The organism is Vibrio sp. 3-2(1) (assembly GCF_963887575.1).
GTDB lineage: Bacteria > Pseudomonadota > Gammaproteobacteria > Enterobacterales > Vibrionaceae > Vibrio > Vibrio anguillarum.
Window position 1 is genome coordinate 1 of sequence record NZ_CAWPGB010000015.1, and the last position, 19,354, is coordinate 19,354.

The following is a 19,354-nucleotide window of genomic DNA, read 5'->3' on the forward strand; positions in this document are numbered from 1 at the left end:
GAGGTCACGAGTTCGAACCTCGTGTGTCGCTCCAAATTCTTTTCGAAGAAAAGAATAGCGCCGCACAACCTAGTTAAGGTTGAGGTCACGCCTCTTTGTTTAAAGAAAGTGAACCTCGTGTGTCGCTACAAATTCTCTTGTTAGAGAGTGTAAGTTTTCATCGTACTTAACGGTGACACAATACGGACGCGGGGTGGAGCAGCTTGGTAGCTCGTCGGGCTCATAACCCGAAGGTCGTCGGTTCAAATCCGGCCCCCGCAACCAAATTCAGATTAAGCGTGAATGCGATTAATCATTGCGACACTAGCTCAGTTGGTAGAGCGCAATCTTACCAAGGTTGAGGTAACGGTTATGTGTCGCTCCAGCTTCTTTCAGAGTACTCTCTGAACTCAAACCAGTATTTGGTTTATGCTCTTTCTTTAATGCTGTGAAGCATAACTCCCTAAAATAAAAATAATCTGCAGTTCTAAGCGGATTTATTGCCGTCTTGATAACTTACGTGCTGAATTTCAATACACAGGTTAGTCTCTGTAGAATCTGGCTTTTCGTCGCTATTTATTCTTATTCATTAACAGAGTTATCCACAAAAATTAATTGTGGATAAGTTGGTGTATAACGTGTTTTTAGTGAAGTGCTGGTAAGTGTCAGTGAAAGATCTTTTAATGCGGCTCTGTTCTCTAATCTTGCTGTCTTTCTGTGTAACTAATTGTTTTTAAATTGATTTTTGTTATTTTGTCACCATTGTGTCAACTAACTGTATGATCATTAATATCAAGATCTTTGATCCTTGTCATTAATTGCTGATGTGGCTAACTTTTCTTAATTATAGAAAACAGTGTCGTGTTTAAAATTTTGTCCACAAATTGGTATTTTGAGATACATATCAAAGTCTGTGTTCATTAGTTATGCAATTACCTCATTTTTTACGCATCACGCGGTAACCCTTTCTCGACAATTCGAATTAAGCGCTGCTGCTTCTTATTGCTAGAGCATGCACTCGCTGGCTCCGATGATTTTCGTTTTTGTTCTACTAGCGCCCAATGTATATGTTCGTCTAATAAATCAGACAAGCCTAACCTCGTGTTTAGCGCTGCGATAATGCGTTGTGAATATGGCGCGTTTCCTAAAGCGATGGAAAGATTACGCAACCATTGCTGGTGGCCAATTCGGCGAATAGCCGAACCTTCCATATAACGTAAGAAGGTGGCCTCATCCCAAGCAAACAGTTCAACTAAGTCTGGTTCATCCAGTGCTTGACGGCGATGAAAATCATTTTGTTGAGTGAGGTCGGAAAAGCGATTCCAAGGGCAGACCAACTGGCAATCATCACAGCCGTAAATGCGGTTACCCATTGCCTTGCGAAACTCTTCAGCAATTACGCCATCATATTCTATGGTGAGGTAAGAGATGCATCGGCGAGCATCAACAACACCGTCTTCTACGATGGCTTGTGTAGGGCATGAGGTGATGCAGGCTGTGCATTTGCCACATTGATTACTGCTTGGTGTATCGACCGGCAGCGGCAAATCAATCAGTAGTTCACCAAGAAAAAACCAAGAACCACTCTCTTTATCAAGGATAAGCGAATGCTTGCCAGTCCAACCAAGCCCAGCTTTTTGTGCTAAAGGCCGCTCTAGTATTGGGGCGGAGTCCACAAAAGGGCGATAACCGAGTGCCCCCACTTCTTGTTCAATCTTTTCGCCGAGTTTTTTGAGCTGGTTGCGTACCAGTTTATGGTAGTCACGCCCTAGAGCGTAGCGGCTGATATAAGCGTAATTGGGATTATTCAAATCACTGGCAAACCGAGCATCTGGGGGTAAGTAATTCATGCGTGCGCTGATCACGCGGACGGTGCCGGGAAGGAGTTCATGTGGCCTAGCTCGCATCATGCCATGGCGCGCCATCCAGTCCATTTCACCGTGAAATCCAGCATCCAACCATTTCTGCAAAGGCTCTTCGTGCTCACTGAGATCGATATCGCAGATCCCGACCTTTTCGAAGCCAAGTTCACGTGCCCAGATTTTAATTTTGTCTGCCAGTACTTGGTAGTCCATTATCGATGAGCTCGTTGCAAAAAGGGGCGAGGATCTTAACGGATCCTTTATTGAGGATCTAGGAAATGATCGTCTGTGATGTGGATTAAACTGACATAAAAATCGAGTTTTTTCCTTTTACTTACAGAAGAGAGCTTGTCTCTCAATTCCAACCCAGTTTACTATTCGAGTTCTTTTGATTTTTATATAGTCAATTTTCGACACTTGAGAGCGGTAATTCATGAGTACTAAGATCTTTACCTTAAAAGACGAACAGCAAACGGTAAAATTAGGCGCAGCTTTGGCTAAGCGATGCTCTGCGCAAACCACGCTTTATTTGCATGGTGATCTCGGTGCTGGAAAAACAACCTTCAGCCGTGGCTTCATCCGCGCATTAGGTCATGTTGGCAACGTCAAGAGCCCGACTTATACCTTAGTTGAACCTTATCAACTAGCCGATTGGCAAGTATACCATTTTGATCTTTATCGCTTGGCCGATCCGGAAGAGTTGGAATTTATGGGTATTCGTGACTATTTCACACCGGATGCGATCTGCCTTGTTGAGTGGCCAGAAAAAGGCAGCGGTCTACTTCCAACCGCAGATATTGATGTTGAGCTACGCTACGATGGCGAACAAAGGCAAGCTTTTCTGAGTGCAAACAGCCCCTATGGATCCTCATTGCTGAGTCAGTTGGAGTTATGTTGAACATCATCCATTTGTTACGAACGATAACTCTATCGCTTGCGGTTTGGGGCTGTGCTTTATTTACTTCAACGACGCACGCGAATGCATTAGAAGGCGTGCGCGTTTGGCCTTCTCCAGATGAAACTCGAGTGGTTATCGATCTCAAAACTGAAGCGGATTATAGCTATTTCACTTTAAGCAGCCCCGAGCGTTTGGTGGTTGATTTAAAAAACACCACGCTTAATACAAAATTGCCGCTTAAAGTCGCGGATAGTCCTGTTCTCAAGCAAATTCGTAATAGCTCGCCTCCGGAGAAAGGGACGTATCGCTTGGTGTTTGAGTTACAGCGCAAAGTGAACCCTCAGCCATTTAAACTTGCGCCAACGCCGGGTGGTCAGTATGGGCATCGTTTGGTGGTTGATTTGCCCCACAATTTGGATAGCGACAAAGCGACAGTAAAACCTGCTAGCCAAACTAAAGTGAGCCGCGACGCTTCACAGTTATTAGGGACAGAAGATATCGTGGTGGCTATTGATGCTGGTCATGGCGGAGAAGATCCCGGCTCGATTGGCCCGACCAAAAAATATGAAAAAAATGCCACCTTAAGTATCTCCAAGAAGATCGCAGATCAAATTAACGCCGTTCCAGGAATGAAGGCGGTCATGACACGCAGTGGCGATTACTTTGTCAATCTCAATAAACGTTCTGAAATTGCGCGCCGTAATAAGTCACACCTACTCGTCTCCATTCACGCCGATGCGTTTCATACCCCGCAACCCAGGGGGGGCTCGGTGTTTGTGTTAAATACCAAGCGTGCGAATACGGAAATTGCTCGCTGGGTTGAGAATCACGAACAGCAATCAGAACTGTTAGGTGGTGCTGGTGAAGTGCTGGCAAAAAACAATAGCGATCGAAACGTTAGCCAAACCTTGCTGGACTTGCAATTTAGCCACTCGCAAAAAGAGGGTTACAAGGTGGCAACTCATCTGCTAGGCGAAATGGGAAAAGTAGCCCATTTACATAAAGCAGAGCCAGTCAACGCAAGTTTGGCGGTACTTAAGTCGCCCGATATTCCTTCGGTGTTGGTTGAAACGGGTTTTATTTCTAACCCTACCGAGGAACAATTGCTATTTCAGCGCTCGCATCAAGATAAATTGGCTCGCGCATTGGCAACCGCTATCGTCAAGTATTTTGAAGAAAACCCACCCGAGGGCACTCTGTTTGCTAATCGTGGTAAGACGCAAAAGCACAAAGTGCAGCGTGGGGAATCACTCTCGGTTATCGCTAATAAATATGGCACCTCGACTCAAGCATTAATCGCAACCAACAAACTAAAAAATGCCAATTTGTCGATTGGTCAAATCTTAACGATTCCGGCTACGTTAGCTCCGATTCGCGTTCCTGTGGTCAGCAACCCAGTAGAAACGGAAATTGTTACGCATGTGGTGAAATCTGGCGAGTATTTGGGCAAGATAGCGAGCACGTATAAAGTGAGTGTGGATGCGATTAAACGCGAGAATAACTTGCGTTCAGACACCTTAACGCTGGGGCAGAAACTGAAGATAACGGTGAGTTTGAAGGATAAGCCGCTGCGTAAGCATAAAGTTGAAAAAGGCGAGTTTTTGAGCAAAATTGCCAGCCAATATCAAGTGAGTCTGAATAGTATTCGCCAAGTAAACCAACTTCGGTCTGATCAGCTCGCCATAGGGCAAGTGTTGATCATTCCCAATAAGTAATAATCATGATGACGATTAAGATTCTACCCGCACGTCTTGCTAACCAAATTGCCGCAGGTGAAGTGGTTGAAAGGCCGGCTTCTGTCGTTAAAGAGCTGGTGGAGAATAGCTTGGATTCGGGCGCCTCTCGTATCGATATCGATATCGAAAAGGGAGGTACGAAGCTTATTCGTGTGCGCGATAACGGGCAAGGGATAGTAAAAGAGGAATTGGCGCTCGCTTTAAGCCGCCATGCAACTTCTAAAATTCACACCTTAGATGATTTAGAGGCGATTGTCAGCTTAGGTTTTCGTGGAGAAGCGCTTGCGAGTATTAGCTCAGTCTCTCGGCTTACATTGACGTCTCGTCCAGCCACGCAAGAACAGGCTTGGGCAGCATACAGTGAAGGTCGAGATATGGCGGTTAAGTTGCAGCCAACCGCACACCCGATTGGAACGTCTGTCGAAGTGCTCGATCTGTTCTTTAATACGCCCGCTCGGCGCAAATTTTTACGCACAGAGAAAACAGAATTTACTCACATTGATGAGCTACTAAAACGCATTGCTTTGAGCCGGTTTGATGTCACCATCAATGTGCGCCATAACGGCAAGATGGTACGTCAATATCGAGCGGCTAAAACGGCCGCTCAAGAGGAAAAAAGAATCGCGGCTGTGTGTGGCAACGCTTTTGTTCGCCATATGCTGAACATTGAGTTGGAACATCAAGGGCTTCGCTTGCATGGTTGGATAACGACTCCAGAAGGTGCGCGCCAGCAGAGTGATTTGCAATACTGCTATGTTAATGGGCGGATGATGCGTGACAAGCTGATTAATCATGCTATCCGGCAAAGTTATGAAACCAGCCTGAGAGGCGATCAGTTCGCCACTTATGTACTCTTCATTGAGCTCGATCCCCATCAAGTGGATGTGAATGTCCATCCCGCGAAACATGAGGTGCGTTTCCATCAAGCGCGATTAGTGCATGATTTTATCTATCAAGCACTCAGTAGTGCACTGGCTGAAAGCAAACACATTGAAAAGCCGCAGCTCAAACCATCGGCTTTTCATCAGCCCGATGCGGAGACTGTGGATCGCATTGAGAATGACACTGCAATTGCTAGTGTGTGCCAAGAAACTGAGGGGCATAACACCGTTCCAGAGCAAGTGTGGCAAGCGATTGACAACACTCCCGCTTATCCACGAAAAGCTGAGCGAGAAAGTACAACCGCGCACGGCATAGCTGAAACGCCAAAGCGTAGCCATTGGCAGCAAAACGGCTCTCCATCTTCTTCTCGGGCGAAAGCTGAGCGCCAGCCAACGGGCTCACCTTTGAGCGGGGAAGTGAAGCTCTATCAAGAGCTGATGGCAACTCAACCGCCAGCTTCAGCAGTCGAACTTTCTCCTATCGCACATCAAGATCAAGGTGAAATGCTGCAGCTCGAACAGTTGGGTAAAGCTATTGCGGTAATCAAAGGGCAGTACCTGTTAATGGGGTCCAAACAGGGCGTCGTATTGCTTTCTCTTATCAAAGGAGCATGGCTGAAAACTCGCGGCCAGTTGCATACCGAACAAGGCGGCTTGAAAAGCCAACCCTTACTCGTGCCGCTCTCCATCAAGCTCTCAGCACAAGAACATCAAGCGTTAGCGCATTGCCAGCCGATGTTGAATACGCTAGGGATTGAGCTTAAAGAACGTCATGGTTCAAGCATCATGGTGATGGGCGTACCTCAACCGTTGAGGCAACAAAACCTGCAAAACTTAATCCCAGATCTGCTATCTTACGTGTCCGCTAATTTTACGGCTGATGATGAACCTATTACGGTGGATCTTGTTGCCGATTGGCTGGCTGAACACATCACTGTGGTGAAAAGTGACTACACTTTGTCTGAAGCCATCCAAATGATTTCGGAACTTGAACAGCTTTGGCAAGGGCAGCTTCCTCTTCATGATGCGAGTTTTGTCCGCCCCGTTGATTTTTCCACCACCATAGCGGCCTTGTTGGCATAACGAATTAAAAGAATGATGAATCAAACACAACCATTGGCTCTGTTTTTAATGGGCCCGACCGCATCAGGTAAAACAGATTTGGCGATTCGTTTGCGCCAAAAATACCCAGTGGAAATCATCAGTGTCGACTCGGCGCTGATCTACAAAGGCATGGATATTGGCACCGCCAAACCTAATGCGCATGAACTGGCACTCGCACCTCATCGTCTGATCGATATTTTGGATCCAAGTGAAGCCTATTCGGCGGCGGATTTTCGTCGCGATGCATTACTTGCAATGCATGATATTACCGCGCAAGGTAAAATTCCTCTGCTCGTTGGGGGAACTATGTTGTATTACAAGGCTCTACTTGAAGGGCTTTCACCACTTCCTGCGGCTAACCCTGAGATACGGCAACAAATTGAGCAAGAGGCTTTGGAGCATGGTTGGGGTCAGTTACACGATCAATTACAAACGATTGATCCGGTTTCGGCGGCAAGAATTCATCCCAATGATCCACAAAGATTGTCACGAGCATTGGAAGTTTACCGAATTTCAGGTAAAACTCTTACAGAGTTAACTCAAACGAAAGGTGAAAGCCTGCCATTTCGAGTTAAGCAGTTTGCTATAGCTCCCAAGGAAAGGGCTGAGCTCCACCGTCGAATCGAACTCAGGTTTGAAAAGATGATCGAAGCTGGATTTGAAGAAGAAATGAAAGCACTTTATGCTCGAAATGATCTTCATCCGGATTTGCCATCGATTCGCTGTGTTGGTTATCGACAGATGTGGGACTATTTGGATGGGAATTGTACGTTAGAGGAAGCGGTATATCGTGGAATCTGTGCAACCCGTCAATTGGCCAAGCGTCAGATCACCTGGTTACGCAGCTGGGATGATTTAACTTGGTTAGATAGCGAAAACATTGATCATGCAGTAGAAACTCTCTCAAATGCCATAGCATCTGATGGAGTTAGCTGTGTATAATGTGATCGCTTTTGCGTGATGTACCCTGTAAAGGATCCGTTACTTGATATTTGGCATTATCGCCGTCATAACAAGTAGCAACGGGGTTTTTATTCATTTAGCTCAGATGCAAAGGCCGCACCAATAATGCAGTGCACCACTAGCTAAATAACTACAACAAAATACAAATAAGGAAAATAAAATGGCTAAGGGGCAATCTCTACAAGACCCATTCTTAAATGCACTACGTCGTGAGCGCATTCCAGTATCCATCTACCTTGTGAACGGAATTAAGCTTCAAGGTCAGATTGAATCCTTTGATCAATTTGTGATCTTACTGAAAAACACAGTCAATCAAATGGTGTATAAGCATGCGATTTCAACGGTTGTTCCTGCACGTGCAGTGAGCCACCATACTGCTGAGCCACGCACTGGGTCTGATCGTCCATCAGACAAATCAGAAGAGTAATTCTCTGATTAGTATTATTTACTTACAAAGGAGTTGGTTGCTTGTTTGACCGTTACGAAGCCGGTGAGCGAGCGGTACTTGTTCATATCAACTTCACGCAAAAGGGTGAGTGGGATGATCTCAGCGAGTGTGAAATGCTGGTTTCTTCTGCTGGAGTGTCGACACTGCAAATTATTACTGGCAGCCGTCAAACTCCACACCCTAAATATTATGTCGGTGAGGGTAAAGCCCAAGAGATAGCGCATGCGGTTCAACTTGTTGAAGCGGATGTGGTGATCTTCAACCACGCCCTTTCTCCTGCCCAAGAACGTAATCTTGAACAACTATGCCAATGTCGAGTGATTGACCGTACTGGCCTCATCCTCGATATTTTTGCCCAACGAGCACGAACCCATGAAGGGAAGTTGCAAGTAGAGCTGGCACAATTGCGCCACATCTCTACGCGATTAATTCGTGGTTGGACGCACCTTGAGCGACAAAAAGGCGGTATAGGCTTACGTGGACCTGGTGAAACGCAGCTAGAAACCGACAGACGTTTATTGCGTGAACGTATTAAAGCGATATTACGCCGCTTAGAGAAGGTCGCTAAGCAGCGAGAACAAGGACGCCGAGCTCGAAATCGAGCTGAGATTCCCACCATATCGCTAGTGGGTTATACCAATGCGGGGAAATCAACGTTATTTAATCGCATTACTGAAGCTGGGGTTTATGCAGCCGATCAACTGTTTGCAACCCTAGATCCTACCTTGCGGAAAATCGAATTGGCGGACGTTGGTACTGCCGTTCTCGCTGACACCGTAGGATTTATTCGTCATCTGCCGCACGATTTAGTTGCAGCATTTAAAGCCACGTTACAAGAAACTCAAGAAGCTGACATTTTGTTACATGTTGTTGATGCCAGTGATGAGCGTTTTCGTGAGAATATCAAAGCCGTCCATGATGTATTAGAAGAGATTGACGCCCATGAGGTGCCAACGCTTGTCGTCATGAACAAGATCGATAATCTAGAAGGCCAACAACCTCGCATCGAAAAAGATGATGAGGGAATACCGAGAACCGTGTGGTTATCAGCCATGGATGGACAAGGTATTGATCTGCTTTTCGAAGCATTGACAGAGCGATTAGCGAGTCAAGTCATTCAATATCAATTGTGTATTCCACCACTGCACCAAGGTCGCATTCGTAGTGCATTTTCACAAATGAAATGTATTCAACAAGAAGAATATGATCCAGATGGTAATTTGTTGATTAACATTCGTATGCAGCAAGTTGATTGGTTTAGACTAGAAAAAAGAGAAGAAGCAGTTTTGCGTGACTTTATAGTTACTTAAAGGACTGCTACAGTATAACGTCATATCAAATGATGGAGCTTTCTAATGGCGTGGAATGAGCCCGGTAATAACAACGGCAACAATGGCCGCGATAATGACCCTTGGGGTAATAATCGTGGTGACAAAAATAAAGGTGGCCGTGATCAAGGACCGCCAGATTTGGATGAGGTTTTCAATAAACTGAGCCAGAAACTGGGCGGACGATTTGGTAAGAAAGGCGGTAAAGGCCCTTCATTCTCTGGTGGTAGCGCAATTGGCTTTGGAGTCATTGCAGCAATCGCAGTTGCGGTGTGGTTCTTTTCTGGTTTCTATACGATTGGTGAAGCTGAGCGTGGCGTCGTGCTGCGTTTAGGTAAGTATGATCGCATCGTTGATCCAGGTTTGAACTGGCGTCCTCGCTTTGTTGATGAAGTGACGGCCGTTAACGTACAAGCGATTCGCTCACTACGTGCATCGGGTTTGATGCTAACCAAAGATGAAAACGTGGTCACTGTTGGCATGGATGTACAATATCGCGTGTCTGATCCATACAAGTACTTGTATCGTGTGACTAATGCTGACGATAGCTTACGCCAAGCAACTGACTCAGCATTACGTGCCGTGGTTGGTGATTCTTTGATGGACAGTATCTTAACCAGTGGCCGTCAGCAAATTCGTCAAAGTACCCAAACGACCTTGAATCAAATCATTGATAGCTATGATATGGGCTTAATGATTGTCGATGTCAACTTCCAGTCGGCTCGTCCGCCAGAGCAAGTGAAAGATGCGTTCGATGATGCGATTGCGGCGCGAGAAGATGAAGAGCGTTTCATTCGTGAATCTGAAGCGTATAAGAACGAAATTCTGCCTAAAGCAACAGGCCGAGCAGAACGTTTGAAGAAAGAAGCGCAAGGTTATACAGAACGCACGATTAACGAAGCATTGGGTCAAGTGGCACAGTTTGAAAAACTGCTCCCTGAGTATCAAGCCGCGCCAGATGTGACACGTAATCGTCTCTACCTAGATACTATGGAAGAGGTGTATTCAAACACATCTAAAGTGCTAATTGATTCAGAATCCAGTGGCAATATGCTTTATCTACCGTTGGATCGAATTACAGGCCAAGACAGTAAGAATGACACCAAACGTCAAGATAAATCATCATCAACCTATGATCAGATAGAGCTTGATTCACCAACCAGCAGTGATACAGGTAATACACCGTCTCGCTCTAGCAATACACGTCAAGGGAGATACTAGTAATGCGTAAGTTAATGATCCCAGTATTAGTGATTGCACTGGTATTGATGTTGATGTCGCTGTTTGTGATTCCTGAAGGTGAGCGCGGTATTGTTGTCCGTTTCGGTCGTATTCTGAAAGATAACAATGAAATTGCTCGAATCTACGAACCGGGTTTGCATTTTAAAATGCCACTGTTTGATCGAGTAAGAACGTTAGATGCGCGCATCCAAACAATGGATGGCCGCTCTGACCGTTTCGTGACTTCAGAGAAAAAAGATGTGATCATCGATACCTATGTCAAATGGCGTATTGAAGACTTTGGTCAATACTACTTGGCAACGGGTGGTGGCAATGCATTGACGGCACAAGCACTGTTAGAGCGTAAAGTGACAGACATTCTTCGTTCTGAAATCGGTTCTCGTGAAATCAAACAAATTGTTTCAGGCCCACGTAATAAAGATGTCTTGCCGGAAAGTGCTGATGATGAAGTCGTCACGACTGAGGCTGCGAAACAAGCATTGGAAATCGATGGTCAGCGTGACCAAGTGATGGAAAATGTGTTGGAAGATACGCGTAAAGGCGCACTTAAAGATTTAGGCGTGAGAGTGGTTGATTTCCGTATTAAGAAAATCAACCTCCCAGATGAGATCAGTGAGTCTATCTATCGTCGTATGCGTGCTGAACGTGAGTCAGTAGCTCGTAAACACCGTTCTCAAGGTCGTGAAAAAGCCGAAGTCATTCGTGCTCAAGCTGAACTTGAAGTGGCGACTATCTTAGCGGAAGCGGATAAAACGGCTCGCGTAACTCGCGGTGATGCTGATGCTAAAGCAGCGAAGATTTACTCAGATGTGTACAGTAAAGATCCTGAGTTTTACGGGTTCTTACGTTCGCTGAAAGCCTATGAGAAATCATTTAGCGAGAAGAGTGATATCTTGGTGCTTGATCCTAAGAGTGATTTCTTCAAGTACATGAATAACACCAAAGGTTTGACAACGAAATAATTGACCGTTGTTTATTCAAAGGCTCCTTCAGGGAGCCTTTGTCGTTTATTGGCTTTAAGAGAGAAGGCACTATGTCGAATTCAATCTGGCTTGCTGTGGGGCTGGTGTTAATTGCAGAAGGTATTGGACCGTTAATCGCCCCTAATGGCTGGAGAAAGATGGTGGCAGAGCTCAGCCAGCAGCCCGATCATCAACTGCGCCGCATCGGTGGTTGTCTCGTCGTTGCTGGGGGCATCATTGCTTACTACTTCGCACGATAGTGATGCACAATAGCGCGGTAACCGATTTATTATGATCAGTTTATCACTATCAGTATCATCACTATCAATAGTGAGGTGGTGGAGTCTCTTCTGATGGATCCGCTAAATGTGAGGCATCCATATTTTTGACTTTACCAGCCACATATTTCATTTGGTCTTGCATTTTCGTTAGCATGAGCTGCTGTGTTGATAATGCTTGATTGAGTTCATCAATGGTTTGTTCTTGGAAAGCAAGTTGGCATTCCAAGTCACTAACACGCTGTTCTAATTGCTGAATATACTTATCGTTCATAACTAATCGTCGAGTTTCCAAGCTTGAGCAATACCTGCAGAGCTTCCGGTAATAATTCGTTGCTGATGATCAAAGGCCGCATCATACACCACCGCAGTGGGTGGGCGAGCATCTTTTAGCGGTTCTACTTCGAATCCTTGCTGTTTTTTACCACTTTGAGTATCCCAAACCGCGACTTGGCTTGAAGGATTCCCTGTCACAAGCAACCTGCCATCATCGGAAAAACGCGCCGTAGAGAAAATCAATTGTCGTGAAAAACTGCGCAATTTCGCCTGTTCCTTACCCGAGGAGAGATCCCAAATAATGGATTGATTACCACCATCGGAGGTAAAGGCTAATTTTCCCTCTCGCTGCAGCGCTACTCGATTCACCCGCTGCTCATGTTCAAACGATCGTAAAATTTGCCCACTTTGCGTATCCCAAAGGTAGGCAAAATAATCATTACCTCCCGTCAGAGCAAAGCGGCCATTGGGCGATAGGGCGACAGAATTCACTTTTTCTCGATGAGCAAGGAACTCTAGTCGACGTCCAGTGACTAAATCGACGTAAATCGCTTTACCATTGGATAAACCGAGTAGAACTTGTTTTCCGTTATTGGCAATGTCAATGTCTCGGATCAGCCCATCGGAGATGGACCACAAACCTTGAGCTTGTGTCCAACCTAAGTCCCATACGGCAAAGTTAATTTGGCTAGCGGTCACGGCAAAACGGCCATTATCGGAGAGTCGAATATGAGAAACGGTATTGGCTTGTGGGTCTTGAGGTCCCAATTCGGCTAAGGTTTTGTTTTGTTCAAGATCCCATAGAACGAGTTGTCTTTGTTTGGAATAGAGTAGCGCAAAACGACCATCGCGGCTTAAACCGAAACTGGTCGAACCGTTTGGTTCTATATCCCAACGTTGTACATCGCTGTTAGAGAAAAAACAGCCATTTAACATCAAGATGACAATGCAACCTAGGATTGAATGAGAAATTATTCGCATCAAGTCTAATTATCCGCTTTGAGTGTAAAGACAATCTATCAACATATCGCTATATTGGTACAACTCTGTTTAGCGCACCAGTTTTTCACTGAAATTTGTGCGTAATAACAAAAGGTTTGCCTACAAATTGGAGAAATAAATGAAATCATTGTTTAAAGTGTCACTGCTTGCGGCAACCGTCATGCTTGCAGTTGGCTGCCAGAAAGATGAAGCCCCGAAAACTGAAGCAGCACCTGCAGCAGAACAAGTACAAACGGAAGCGGGAAAAACGGTTCACTTTAAAACAGAAGATGACAAAGCGGCTTACGCGATTGGCGTCTCTTTTGCAAATTACCTCAGCACCAGCATTGAAAAACCAGCCGAAATTGGTATCAATCTGAATAAAGATCTGGTTCTAAAAGGGATTGAACATGTCTTCGCGGGCAATGCTGAGTTGAGTGAAGAAGAGACACGCGCAGCGCTAGAAGCTCTAGATAAACGCGTTTCTGAAACCATGCAAGCGAAAGCCGCTGAAAAAGCGGCTGCTGCTGAAAAAGCTGGTGACGAATTCCGCGCTGAATTTGAAAAACAAGATGGCGTAAAGAAAACTGAATCTGGTTTACTGTACCAAGTACTGACGCCAGCAAAAGGTGAGTCACCAAAAGAGACCGATACTGTTCAAGTTCATTACAAAGGGACACTGGCTGACGGTACTCAATTTGATAGCTCGTATGATCGTGGTGAGCCAGCGACATTCCCACTCAATCGGGTTATTCCTGGTTGGACAGAAGGTGTGCAACTGATGCAAGTGGGAGCAAAATACAAGTTTGTTATCCCGCCACAATTGGCTTACGGTGAGCAAGACACACCGACTATTCCAGCAAACTCAACACTTGTGTTTGAAGTGGAGTTGCTAAAAATTGATAACGGTAGCGATGCGGCTAAATAATATCAGCCATTGTTGAACCGTTGTAACCAGCTCAAAGGCCTGATGAATCAGGCCTTTTCTGTCTCTAACGACTCACTAATTAGTTGTCCTAAATCACTTGTTAGTGACTTAACAGAGTTTTCGATTAAAATTTTCTGATAAACTTACGTCAATTTGTTGATTTTTCGCTCTAAGGCTAGATAACAGTGACAACGACAGAAACTTTAAACGCGGATATGTTGCTTGAAATGGAATCCGTGCACGTGATGCCATTTAGTGATCACGATAAAATCATTCTTCGATCTTATGAAGCTGTGGTTGACGGTATCGCCAGCCTGATTGGTCCTTTTTGTGAGATCGTTCTGCACTCATTGGAAGATCTCAATACCTCGGCGATTAAAATTGCCAATGGTGAAAACACGGGACGTCAAGTGGGTTCCCCGATCACCGATCTTGCACTGCGTATGTTGAAAGATATTGAAGGATCGGAGCGTAACTTCTCACGATCGTATTTCTCTCGCGCCAAGGGTGGCGTGTTAATGAAATCGATTACGGTCGCGATTCGTAATGGTGATAACCGAGTCATTGGCTTACTTTGTATCAACGTCAATTTAGATGCTCCGTTCTCACAAGTTCTGCAATCATTCATGCCGACTCAGGAAGCTCAGGAAGCCGCCTCATCGGTTAACTTTGCCAGTGATGTTGAAGAGCTGGTGGATCAGACGGTAGAGCGTACAATTGAAGAGATCAACGCCGATAAATCAGTGTCTAACAATACCAAGAATCGTCAGATTGTGATGGAGTTGTACGACAAAGGCATTTTTGACATCAAAGATGCGATTAACCGCGTAGCTGATCGGCTCAATATCTCTAAACATACTGTCTATCTCTACATTCGCCAACGCAAGACCGGAGATGAATGTTAGTGGAGCCAGTATTGAGTTACACATTATTGGTCAATGGCTCAGTGTATGGCACACAGGCAGCGCGTAGTGCTTATCTGTTTGCCTGTGCATTGCTAGAAAAAGGGCATTCACTCAAGCAAGTATTTTTTTATCAAGATGGTGTTTTCAATGGCTCTGCGATCACCGCGCCTGCAAACGATGAGTTTCATCTTGTGAAAGCATGGCAGAAGCTGTCTACTGAACACCATGTACGCTTAGAAACCTGTGTTGCTGCAGCGTTGCGTCGTGGCATCATCAGTGAAAATGAAGCTCAGCAACACCAGCTCACTGCGTATAATTTGGCACAAGGTTTTGCACAAACTGGGTTAGGAAGTTTGGCTGAAGCGTTATTGACTCAAGATCGAGTGGTACAGTTTTGAAAAAAATCGGTTTTGTTTTTCATTCTTCGCCTCATTCTAGTTCGGCTGGAAGAGAAGGGCTGGATGCTGTACTGGCAGCCTCTGCCTATTGTGATGCGATCTCGCTCTTTTTTGTTGGGTTTGGCGTGACGCAAATCGTCGCCAACCAATTACCGCAACAACTGCTTAGCCGTGATTACATCAGTGCGTTTAAACTGCTTGAGTTATACGATATTGAACACCTTTATCTGTGTGAGCAAAGCGTTGAAGAGTTGGGGTTAGCATCAGCTCAATGGGTAATTGATGTTGAAAAAAAATCGCCTCAGCAAATCGCTCAGTTACTTCACGAGTGCGATCAAGTACTAACTTTCTAAGGTGTACCTATGCTGCATATTGTAAAAGACACGGCAAAACTGGCCTTAGCGCAGCGTTATTGTTTGGCTGAGGATAGTATTATCTTGGTTGAAGAAGCGGTTTATATGAGTAACCCTAGTGCGGGCTCTTTTTTACTACTCAACGATCTGAACAGGGTTTATGTCTTACTTGAGGATCTCTGCGCGCGTGGTGTGCAGGATCTCTGCTCAGTACAAATTACCAAAGTGGATTTCTCTGGTTTGGTTGAACTTACTACTAATCATGAAAAATCAATCACTTGGTAGGTTTTTTTATCACTATTACCCTTCTATTACCCACCCTTTACTTATGGTGGTTAAAAAAGATCTGTATATTTCTTGACACACCTCTCACTGCTGCATAGAATTTTGCGTCCCTATTTGTACTAAGTGCACTAGGGACTAGATTTTTCACAAAGCTTACTTTAAGTAAATTCAGGAGCTAGTTAATGGCAACTATTAACCAGTTGGTCCGCAATCCTCGTGTAAAGCAAGTTGTTAAAAGCAACGTGCCAGCACTAGAAGCGTGCCCACAAAAACGTGGTGTATGTACACGTGTTTACACTACTACACCTAAAAAACCTAACTCAGCACTTCGTAAAGTATGTCGTGTTCGTCTAACGAACGGCTTCGAAGTGACTTCGTACATCGGCGGTGAAGGTCACAACCTTCAAGAGCACTCAGTTGTTCTTATCCGTGGCGGTCGTGTAAAAGACCTTCCAGGTGTGCGTTACCACACAATCCGTGGTGCACTTGACTGTGCAGGCGTAAACGACCGTAAACAAGCTCGTTCTAAATACGGTGTGAAACGTCCTAAATCTTAATGGATTTCCGTTAAGTAAGGCCAAACACTAAATTATTTAATTTTTGAAGAAACTGAAAAGTTTTGGATAACCTGAAAAAGACAACGGAGAATATCCATGCCACGTCGTCGCGTTATTGGTCAGCGTAAGATCCTTCCAGATCCAAAGTTCAAGTCTGAACTGCTGGCAAAATTCGTTAACATTCTTATGGTTGACGGTAAAAAATCTACTGCAGAGAAAATTGTTTACACTGCACTAGACACTATGGCTGAGAAATCTGGCAAAGGTCACTTAGCTGTATTTGAAGAAGCTCTTGAAAACGTACGTCCAGCGGTCGAAGTTAAATCTCGCCGCGTGGGTGGTTCAACTTACCAAGTGCCAGTAGAAGTACGTCCGGTTCGCCGTAACGCACTTGCTATGCGTTGGGTAGTTGATGCTGCGCGTAAGCGTGGTGAAAAATCTATGGCTGCTCGCCTAGCTGCTGAAATGCTAGACGCGTCAGAAAATAAAGGTACTGCTGTTAAGAAACGTGAAGACGTTCACCGTATGGCAGAAGCGAACAAAGCATTCGCTCATTACCGCTGGTAATACCTTCTGTGCTGCGAGGTTCTCTCGCAGCACATTTTCATACTCTAAGGATTACCTTAGTAAGAGGATACAATCGTGGCTCGGAAAACTCCTATTGAGCGCTACCGCAACATCGGTATCTGTGCTCACGTAGATGCAGGTAAAACAACCACTACTGAGCGTATTCTGTTCTACACTGGCCTTTCTCACAAAATCGGCGAAGTTCACGATGGTGCTGCAACCATGGACTGGATGGAGCAGGAGCAAGAACGTGGTATCACTATCACTTCTGCTGCTACGACAACCTTCTGGCGTGGTATGGAAGCACAGTTCCAAGATCATCGCGTAAACATCATTGATACCCCAGGACACGTTGACTTTACAATTGAAGTAGAGCGTTCACTTCGTGTGCTTGATGGTGCAGTGGTTGTATTCTGTGGCTCATCTGGTGTTGAACCCCAGTCTGAAACTGTATGGCGTCAAGCTGACAAATACGGTGTTCCTCGCATGGTGTTCGTTAATAAAATGGACCGTGCTGGCGCAGACTTTTTACGCGTTGTAAACCAAATTAAACATCGTCTTGGTGCGACTCCTGTTCCTATTCAATTAAATATTGGTGCGGAAGAAGAGTTCAAAGGTGTCATCGACCTTATCAAGATGAAAGCCATCAACTGGAATGAAGCCGATCAAGGCATGACGTTTACTTACGAAGACATTCCAGAAGATATGCTTGAGTTGGCCGAAGAATGGCACAACAACCTAGTTGAAGCGGCAGCGGAAGCTAGTGAAGAGTTAATGGAAAAGTATCTTGAAGACGGCGAGCTGACAGAAGCGGAAATCAAACAAGCGCTACGGACTCGTACCATTAACAATGAAATCGTATTGGCCACTTGTGGTAGTGCCTTTAAAAATAAAGGCGTACAAGCGGTATTGGATGCGGTTGTTGAATATTTGCCTTCACCGGTAGATGTACCAGCCATTAAAGGCGTGGATGAAAACGAGAACGAAGTAGAACGTCACGCTGACGACAACGAACCATTCTCGGCACTTGCATTTAAGATTGCCACTGACCCATTTGTTGGCACATTGACTTTTATGCGTGTTTACTCTGGTGTGGTGAACTCTGGCGATGCCGTTTACAACTCAGTGAAACAGAAAAAAGAACGTTTTGGTCGTATCGTACAGATGCATGCCAACAAACGTGAAGAGATTAAAGAAGTTCGTGCTGGCGATATTGCGGCTGCGATCGGCTTAAAAGATGTCACGACAGGCGATACGCTGTGTAACCCAGACCACAAAGTGGTTCTTGAGCGCATGGAATTCCCTGAGCCAGTGATTCAAATTGCGGTAGAGCCTCGCTCTAAAGCTGACCAAGAAAAAATGGGTATTGCGCTAGGTAAACTGGCGGCAGAAGACCCATCTTTCCGTGTCGAAACCGATAAGGAAACAGGTCAAACGTTGATCTCTGGTATGGGTGAGCTTCACCTAGACATCATTGTTGATCGCATGAAGCGTGAGTTCAGTGTGGACTGTAACGTTGGTAAACCACAAGTGGCTTACCGCGAAACTATCCGTGGAAAAGCGGAAGTAGAAGGCAAGTTCGTTCGTCAATCTGGTGGTCGTGGTCAATATGGTCACGTTTGGCTTAAGATTGAACCTGCGGAACTCGGTGAAGGCTTTGTCTTTGTCGACGAAATCGTTGGTGGTGTGATTCCTAAGGAATACATCAGCTCGGTTGCGAAAGGTATCGAAGAGCAAATGAACAACGGTGTGTTAGCTGGTTATCCGATTCTGGATGTGAAAGCGACATTATTCGATGGTTCATATCATGATGTCGACTCAAGCGAGATGGCGTTTAAGATTGCTGGTTCGATGGCGTTCAAGAAAGGTGCTTTAGAAGCGCAGCCTGTTCTTCTTGAACCAATGATGAAAGTTGAAGTAACTACTCCAGAAGATTGGATGGGTGATGTTGTGGGTGACTTAAACCGTCGTCGCGGCATGATTGAAGGTATGGATGAAGGCCATGCAGGCCTTAAGATTATCCATGCTAGAGTCCCTCTATCGGAAATGTTTGGTTATGCAACAGACTTACGATCTGCCACTCAGGGTCGCGCCTCTTACTCCATGGAGTTTGCAGAGTACGCTGATGTGCCAAAAAATGTTGCAGAAGCAATCATTGCAGAACGTGGTTAACTGTTATTTGTTTAATAACGAATCTATTGCGCTGATGAGAGTTGGCGCATAAAATAGCAATTTCTGGCGCGTCTTGAGCTATATGTGACTCAAGACGAATCATAACTAGGAAGGAACACGATCGTGTCTAAAGCAAAATTTGAACGTACGAAACCGCACGTAAACGTTGGTACTATCGGCCACGTTGACCACGGTAAAACAACTCTAACTGCTGCTATCTGTACTACACTTGCAAAAGTGTACGGTGGTGA

General features: G+C 45.2%; 20 protein-coding genes, 1 tRNA gene and 1 pseudogene. 19 read left to right on the forward strand and 3 right to left on the reverse strand.

Going from position 1 to position 19,354, the window contains the following annotated elements:
* Positions 1-187: 187 nt before the first annotated feature.
* Positions 188-264: transfer RNA gene (locus tag AACQ79_RS07825), tRNA-Met, on the forward strand.
* A 659-nt stretch (positions 265-923) separates the two neighbouring features.
* Here AACQ79_RS07825 and queG read toward each other — a convergent pair.
* Complete coding sequence (gene queG / locus AACQ79_RS07830) at positions 924-2,054, reverse strand: tRNA epoxyqueuosine(34) reductase QueG (RefSeq protein WP_064624229.1); 1,131 nt, start codon at positions 2,052-2,054, stop codon at positions 924-926.
* Between the two features lie 220 nt (positions 2,055-2,274).
* Between queG and tsaE the strand changes: the two genes are divergently transcribed.
* From tsaE to AACQ79_RS07875, 9 genes and pseudogenes are all read left to right on the forward strand, one after another.
* Positions 2,275-2,739: a tRNA (adenosine(37)-N6)-threonylcarbamoyltransferase complex ATPase subunit type 1 TsaE gene (gene tsaE / locus AACQ79_RS07835; protein WP_010318946.1), complete on the forward strand. Its 465-nt coding sequence runs from the start codon at positions 2,275-2,277 to the stop codon at positions 2,737-2,739.
* Positions 2,740-2,810: 71 nt separating this feature from the next.
* Positions 2,811-4,454, forward strand: a pseudogene (locus AACQ79_RS07840) (N-acetylmuramoyl-L-alanine amidase); the annotation flags it as partial.
* Positions 4,455-4,462: 8 nt separating this feature from the next.
* Positions 4,463-6,439 carry a DNA mismatch repair endonuclease MutL gene (gene mutL / locus AACQ79_RS07845; protein ID WP_170899784.1) on the forward strand — a complete coding sequence of 659 codons (1,977 nt, stop codon included), beginning with the start codon at positions 4,463-4,465 and terminating at the stop codon, positions 6,437-6,439.
* 15 nt (positions 6,440-6,454) lie between these two features.
* Positions 6,455-7,402, forward strand: a complete 948-nt coding sequence (miaA, locus tag AACQ79_RS07850) for a tRNA (adenosine(37)-N6)-dimethylallyltransferase MiaA (protein ID WP_026028407.1) — start codon at positions 6,455-6,457, stop codon at positions 7,400-7,402.
* A 181-nt stretch (positions 7,403-7,583) separates the two neighbouring features.
* Complete coding sequence (gene hfq / locus AACQ79_RS07855) at positions 7,584-7,850, forward strand: RNA chaperone Hfq (RefSeq protein WP_013857931.1); 267 nt, start codon at positions 7,584-7,586, stop codon at positions 7,848-7,850.
* Between the two features lie 41 nt (positions 7,851-7,891).
* A complete protein-coding gene (gene hflX / locus AACQ79_RS07860) occupies positions 7,892-9,181 on the forward strand; it encodes a ribosome rescue GTPase HflX (RefSeq protein ID WP_010318941.1) in 1,290 nt (429 codons plus the stop codon).
* 45 nt (positions 9,182-9,226) lie between these two features.
* On the forward strand, positions 9,227-10,420 hold the full coding sequence (gene hflK, locus AACQ79_RS07865; protein WP_013857930.1) for an FtsH protease activity modulator HflK: 1,194 nt from the start codon (positions 9,227-9,229) through the stop codon (positions 10,418-10,420).
* 2 nt (positions 10,421-10,422) lie between these two features.
* Positions 10,423-11,403, forward strand: coding sequence for a protease modulator HflC (gene hflC, locus AACQ79_RS07870; RefSeq protein ID WP_013857929.1), 981 nt, complete (start codon positions 10,423-10,425; stop codon positions 11,401-11,403).
* Positions 11,404-11,474: 71 nt separating this feature from the next.
* Complete coding sequence (locus AACQ79_RS07875; protein WP_017043313.1) at positions 11,475-11,663, forward strand: DUF2065 domain-containing protein; 189 nt, start codon at positions 11,475-11,477, stop codon at positions 11,661-11,663.
* A 64-nt stretch (positions 11,664-11,727) separates the two neighbouring features.
* Here the strand turns inward: AACQ79_RS07875 and AACQ79_RS07880 are convergent, their stop codons facing one another.
* Complete coding sequence (locus tag AACQ79_RS07880) at positions 11,728-11,955, reverse strand: SlyX family protein (RefSeq protein WP_010318937.1); 228 nt, start codon at positions 11,953-11,955, stop codon at positions 11,728-11,730.
* Positions 11,956-11,957: 2 nt separating this feature from the next.
* On the reverse strand, positions 11,958-12,938 hold the full coding sequence (locus tag AACQ79_RS07885; RefSeq protein ID WP_026027456.1) for a WD40 repeat domain-containing protein: 981 nt from the start codon (positions 12,936-12,938) through the stop codon (positions 11,958-11,960).
* A gap of 139 nt (positions 12,939-13,077) precedes the next feature.
* Here AACQ79_RS07885 and fkpA point away from each other — a divergent pair, with 139 nt between their 5' ends.
* The 9 genes from fkpA to AACQ79_RS07930 all read left to right on the forward strand — a co-directional run.
* Positions 13,078-13,866 (forward strand): FKBP-type peptidyl-prolyl cis-trans isomerase, encoded by a 789-nt coding sequence (fkpA, locus tag AACQ79_RS07890; protein WP_010318935.1) that lies wholly within the window; start codon positions 13,078-13,080, stop codon positions 13,864-13,866.
* Between the two features lie 185 nt (positions 13,867-14,051).
* Positions 14,052-14,771 (forward strand): helix-turn-helix transcriptional regulator, encoded by a 720-nt coding sequence (locus tag AACQ79_RS07895; RefSeq protein WP_013857924.1) that lies wholly within the window; start codon positions 14,052-14,054, stop codon positions 14,769-14,771.
* Positions 14,765-15,169, forward strand: coding sequence for a sulfurtransferase complex subunit TusD (tusD, locus tag AACQ79_RS07900; RefSeq protein ID WP_170899782.1), 405 nt, complete (start codon positions 14,765-14,767; stop codon positions 15,167-15,169). Before AACQ79_RS07895 ends, tusD begins: the two co-directional genes overlap by 7 nt.
* Positions 15,166-15,522 (forward strand): sulfurtransferase complex subunit TusC, encoded by a 357-nt coding sequence (gene tusC / locus AACQ79_RS07905; protein WP_170899783.1) that lies wholly within the window; start codon positions 15,166-15,168, stop codon positions 15,520-15,522. The genes tusD and tusC overlap by 4 nt, the downstream gene beginning before the upstream one ends.
* A 9-nt stretch (positions 15,523-15,531) precedes the next feature.
* Positions 15,532-15,807 carry a sulfurtransferase complex subunit TusB gene (tusB, locus tag AACQ79_RS07910; protein WP_010318931.1) on the forward strand — a complete coding sequence of 92 codons (276 nt, stop codon included), beginning with the start codon at positions 15,532-15,534 and terminating at the stop codon, positions 15,805-15,807.
* A gap of 182 nt (positions 15,808-15,989) precedes the next feature.
* Complete coding sequence (gene rpsL / locus AACQ79_RS07915) at positions 15,990-16,364, forward strand: 30S ribosomal protein S12 (RefSeq protein WP_010318930.1); 375 nt, start codon at positions 15,990-15,992, stop codon at positions 16,362-16,364.
* A 96-nt stretch (positions 16,365-16,460) separates the two neighbouring features.
* Complete coding sequence (rpsG, locus tag AACQ79_RS07920) at positions 16,461-16,931, forward strand: 30S ribosomal protein S7 (protein WP_013857921.1); 471 nt, start codon at positions 16,461-16,463, stop codon at positions 16,929-16,931.
* A 75-nt stretch (positions 16,932-17,006) separates the two neighbouring features.
* Positions 17,007-19,103: an elongation factor G gene (gene fusA / locus AACQ79_RS07925; RefSeq protein ID WP_010318928.1), complete on the forward strand. Its 2,097-nt coding sequence runs from the start codon at positions 17,007-17,009 to the stop codon at positions 19,101-19,103.
* Positions 19,104-19,226: 123 nt separating this feature from the next.
* Positions 19,227-19,354: GTP-binding protein (locus tag AACQ79_RS07930; RefSeq protein WP_235800309.1), on the forward strand; the 128-nt coding region annotated here is incomplete at its 3' end.

What these genes read in the sequence shown, in the direction of transcription:
- queG (WP_064624229.1), bottom strand. Translation starts at nt 2,054, where the DNA reads ATGGACTACCAAGTACTGGCAGACAAAATTAAAATCTGGGCACGTGAA.
- tsaE (WP_010318946.1), top strand. Translation starts at nt 2,275, where the DNA reads ATGAGTACTAAGATCTTTACCTTAAAAGACGAACAGCAAACGGTAAAA.
- mutL (WP_170899784.1), top strand. Translation starts at nt 4,463, where the DNA reads ATGACGATTAAGATTCTACCCGCACGTCTTGCTAACCAAATTGCCGCA.
- miaA (WP_026028407.1), top strand. Translation starts at nt 6,455, where the DNA reads ATGAATCAAACACAACCATTGGCTCTGTTTTTAATGGGCCCGACCGCA.
- hfq (WP_013857931.1), top strand. Translation starts at nt 7,584, where the DNA reads ATGGCTAAGGGGCAATCTCTACAAGACCCATTCTTAAATGCACTACGT.
- hflK (WP_013857930.1), top strand. Translation starts at nt 9,227, where the DNA reads ATGGCGTGGAATGAGCCCGGTAATAACAACGGCAACAATGGCCGCGAT.
- hflC (WP_013857929.1), top strand. Translation starts at nt 10,423, where the DNA reads ATGCGTAAGTTAATGATCCCAGTATTAGTGATTGCACTGGTATTGATG.
- AACQ79_RS07875 (WP_017043313.1), top strand. Translation starts at nt 11,475, where the DNA reads ATGTCGAATTCAATCTGGCTTGCTGTGGGGCTGGTGTTAATTGCAGAA.
- AACQ79_RS07880 (WP_010318937.1), bottom strand. Translation starts at nt 11,955, where the DNA reads ATGAACGATAAGTATATTCAGCAATTAGAACAGCGTGTTAGTGACTTG.
- AACQ79_RS07885 (WP_026027456.1), bottom strand. Translation starts at nt 12,938, where the DNA reads ATGCGAATAATTTCTCATTCAATCCTAGGTTGCATTGTCATCTTGATG.
- fkpA (WP_010318935.1), top strand. Translation starts at nt 13,078, where the DNA reads ATGAAATCATTGTTTAAAGTGTCACTGCTTGCGGCAACCGTCATGCTT.
- tusD (WP_170899782.1), top strand. Translation starts at nt 14,765, where the DNA reads ATGTTAGTGGAGCCAGTATTGAGTTACACATTATTGGTCAATGGCTCA.
- tusB (WP_010318931.1), top strand. Translation starts at nt 15,532, where the DNA reads ATGCTGCATATTGTAAAAGACACGGCAAAACTGGCCTTAGCGCAGCGT.
- rpsL (WP_010318930.1), top strand. Translation starts at nt 15,990, where the DNA reads ATGGCAACTATTAACCAGTTGGTCCGCAATCCTCGTGTAAAGCAAGTT.
- rpsG (WP_013857921.1), top strand. Translation starts at nt 16,461, where the DNA reads ATGCCACGTCGTCGCGTTATTGGTCAGCGTAAGATCCTTCCAGATCCA.